General features: G+C 55.8%; 3 protein-coding genes. 2 read left to right on the plus strand and 1 reads right to left on the minus strand.

Translation table 11 applies throughout. The annotated features are described in order from the left end of the window. Positions 1-100 (plus strand): secretion protein HlyD (locus tag HMPREF9163_RS12560; RefSeq protein WP_071606087.1); only part of this gene is annotated, 100 nt, incomplete at its 5' end. 94 nt (positions 101-194) lie between these two features. Here HMPREF9163_RS12560 and dpaL read toward each other — a convergent pair. Further along, positions 195-1,394 (minus strand): diaminopropionate ammonia-lyase, encoded by a 1,200-nt coding sequence (gene dpaL / locus HMPREF9163_RS09335; RefSeq protein ID WP_009441519.1) that lies wholly within the window; start codon positions 1,392-1,394, stop codon positions 195-197. Between the two features lie 293 nt (positions 1,395-1,687). Between dpaL and HMPREF9163_RS09340 the strand changes: the two genes are divergently transcribed. Then, entirely contained in the window at positions 1,688-3,010 is a 1,323-nt protein-coding gene (locus HMPREF9163_RS09340; protein ID WP_037346842.1) for an S-layer homology domain-containing protein, read from the plus strand. Positions 3,011-3,293 lie beyond the last annotated feature (283 nt).

Genomic DNA, 3,293 nt, shown 5'->3' on the forward strand with positions numbered 1-3,293 from the left:
CCGGACGCATAGCAAGAGCTATGTGGAGGATTTGCCGACGAAGTGCGGGCGAAAAAGATGCGTCAAGATGGCGGCGCTGAATTTATCAGTGCTACCTTAAGATCCTTATTTGATATGATGCGACAGGAACACTTTCGCCTATGAAAATGCCCCTGCACCGTTTCGGCGCAGGGGCATTTTGTGTCTATTTATGATCAATAGCTCGGATACAATCCATCCCACACCACACGCCGATAGTTCGTGCGGTCGGTGTCGCCCTCGGTGGAGATGCAGAGGATGCGCGAGTCCTTATTGAGTCCGATGCGGTCACGCAGGTAGTCGAGGCTCGTGTTCTGCATGAGCTCGGCAACGAGCCCCGTGGTGACAGCGCCGCTCTCGCCCGAGACGACGCGCGGATCATCATCGAGCGGATTGCCGAGGATGCGCATGCCCTTTGCCGCGACCCATTCGGGCACGGAGACAAAGTGGTCGGCGTAGTCTTTCAGAATCTCCCATGCAATTGGATTCGGCTCGCCACAGGACAGCCCCGCCATGATGGAGTTGATCTCGCCCGTCACGATATGCCGCTCACCGTCGCTGGCGGCAGCCGTGCGGTAGATGCAGTCCGCGCGGTTCGGCTCGACAATCGTGATGACGGGGCGCTTCTCCCGATCGTGTGCGGCGAAGTAGCCCGTGATCGCAGCGGGCAGCGACCCGACACCCGCCTGCAAAAAGATGTGCGTCGGCAGTTCGCCGTATTGCTCTATGGCTTCATGTGCAAGTGTCGTATAGCCCTGCATGATCCGGAGCGGGATCTCGGTATAGCCGTCAAACGCCGTATCCTGCACGAGCACCCAGCCCTTTTCCTTTGCGAGATTCGCCGCGTGACGCACGGTGTCGTCGTAGTTGTACGTCGTAAACGATGCCTCCGCACCAAGTCCGCGAATGTTCGCCAGACGCTCGGTCGAGCCACCCTTGGGCATAAAGACATGGGCAAACAGCCCAAAAATTTTTGCCGCCCACGCGATGCCGCGCCCATGGTTGCCGTCCGTCGCCGTGACGAGCGTGACCTTGCGCAGCTGCTCGCGGTACGCGGGCTTCTGTAGGTTCTCATAGGTCATCTCGCCCTCGGAGAGTCCGAGGTACTGCGCGAGATAACATGCGACTGCATAGCTTGCGCCGAGCCCCTTGAATGCGTTCAGCCCGAACCGCTTGCTCTCATCCTTCACCGCGAGCCGCCCGAGTCCGAGCCCCGCCGAGAGCCGCCGAAGATCGGCAAGCGGCGTCGGCTCATAGTCCGGCAGGCTCCGATGGAACGCGACCGCGCGTGCCGTTGCGCCCGAATCGAACGCCGTGACATCTGCACGTGCGCTGTCCATATGTGCAAGATGCACCGCCTTGATGGATTCGTTCATCGTAGATTCCTCCCAACAATCATTGTCCCACGTTTTTCTTTCATTATAGCACACACGCAAATCATTAGTAAGGAAATCATCGAATATATTCTTTTCATGATGTATTTTTCTGAATCTTTCGCTTGACAATTGTTTTCATTGCGCTATATAATAAGATTTAATCTCAGTATTGGTGCGGAAGGAAGATATTCGCCGCAGACACAATGCATCTCATTGGAAACATAGGCGTCCTTCCTCCCGCAGGTGTAAAGGAGCACGGATTCATTCCGCGCTTTCAGAAGGAGGAATTCCCCATGAAGAAAACTCTGGTATCCGCGCTCAGCGCGGCGCTCGTCATCGGCGCAGCATCGACGACATTCGCAGCGGCAAACCCGTTCAGCGATGTGCCGCGCGACCACTGGGCGTACGATGCGGTGACGCAGCTCGCGGCCGACGGCGTGGTCGAGGGCTACGGCGACGGCACGTATCGCGGCGACCGCAATATCACGCGCTACGAGATGGCGCAGATGGTTGCAAAGGCGATGGCAAAGGACGATATGCCCGCATCGGACAAGGCGCTTGTCGACCGCCTCGCTGCGGAGTTCGCGGACGAGCTGAACAACCTCGGCGTGCGCGTCTCGAATCTCGAAAAGCACGCCGATATGGTGAAGTGGGAGGGAAAACTCCAGTACACCTATGAGCGCACAGGCGGCGAATTCTTGGACAAATATGCGGGCGGAAAAAAGACGAATAACGAGCTGCTCTTCCGTCTGAACCCCACCGCCGAGGTCAACAGCCACTGGTCGGTCAAGGCGCGACTGGATTCCAAGATCGACCTCCGAACCGACAGCGGCAATGACGGCAATGTAAAACTCAAACGCGCCTATGCAGAGGGCAAGTACGGTTCAACCGTGATTCAGCTCGGCAAGCTGCCCATCTTCACGGAGCAGGGGATGCTGTTCGATGACAATATCTCGGGCGCAGCTGTTACCCTCGGCAAGGATAAGCAGGTCTCGGGCACAATCTACGCCGGACGCTACAACCTCCTGAACGCTGCATGGGGCGATGAGATCCAGGAGTCGATCGAAAACGGGCGCTATTCTGGTGGCACCACGGCGAGTGTGCAGGGCGTGACGGCAAACTGGGATCCCTCGGAGAAGTTCCACCTTGGTATCGACTACCTACGAGTCGGCAACAAGGCCGCCATCCATGACCTGATCGGGATGAAAAATCCACTTAATTTCTATGGTTTCGGCATGACCTATCACCCCACGCAGACGGTCTATCTCTCTGGCGGCTACTGGAAGAACAACAGCAACGAAACGGCAGAGATCAAGAAAGAACATCTGAAGTCCTACAACATTGAGCTCGGTTACAAGGGCGCAAACGAGGCAGATCCCGGCTCATTCGGCATCTACGCAGCCTATCGTTACATCGGCGGTGCAGGAACAATCGCCCCGACCTTCGATGGCGCGATGTGGAACACGAAAGGCTGGGAGTTCGGCGGACAGTACACTCTACAGAAGAACATCGTTGGCTCTCTTATCTACTTCCGCGGCAATCAGATCTACTCTGCAGAACCCGAGGGAAAGACCGGCATGAACAAACTCTTCGGCCGCGTCGAATTCTTCTTCTGATCGCTCATCTCTCCAACAAACGGAATACCGCCGGTTTCGGCCGGCGGTATTTTTGCGTGGTGCATGAACTTTCATGTCTTACGTTGTTTTCATTTCCCTTTAGTTATTTTCAGAATTTTCCACTTGACAATGTTTTTTGTAAGCATATAATAAGATCTAATCTCATTACTTACGCGAGGTGAGGAAATGATTCGCCGCGGACACAATGCGCACCATTGGAAACATAGGCGAACGATGTCCCGCCCGCAGTTTCAGAAGGAGGAATTCCCCATGAAGAAAACTC

The organism is Selenomonas sp. oral taxon 138 str. F0429 (assembly GCF_000318175.2).
In the GTDB taxonomy this organism is placed as follows: Bacteria; Bacillota; Negativicutes; order Selenomonadales; family Selenomonadaceae; genus Centipeda; species Centipeda timonae.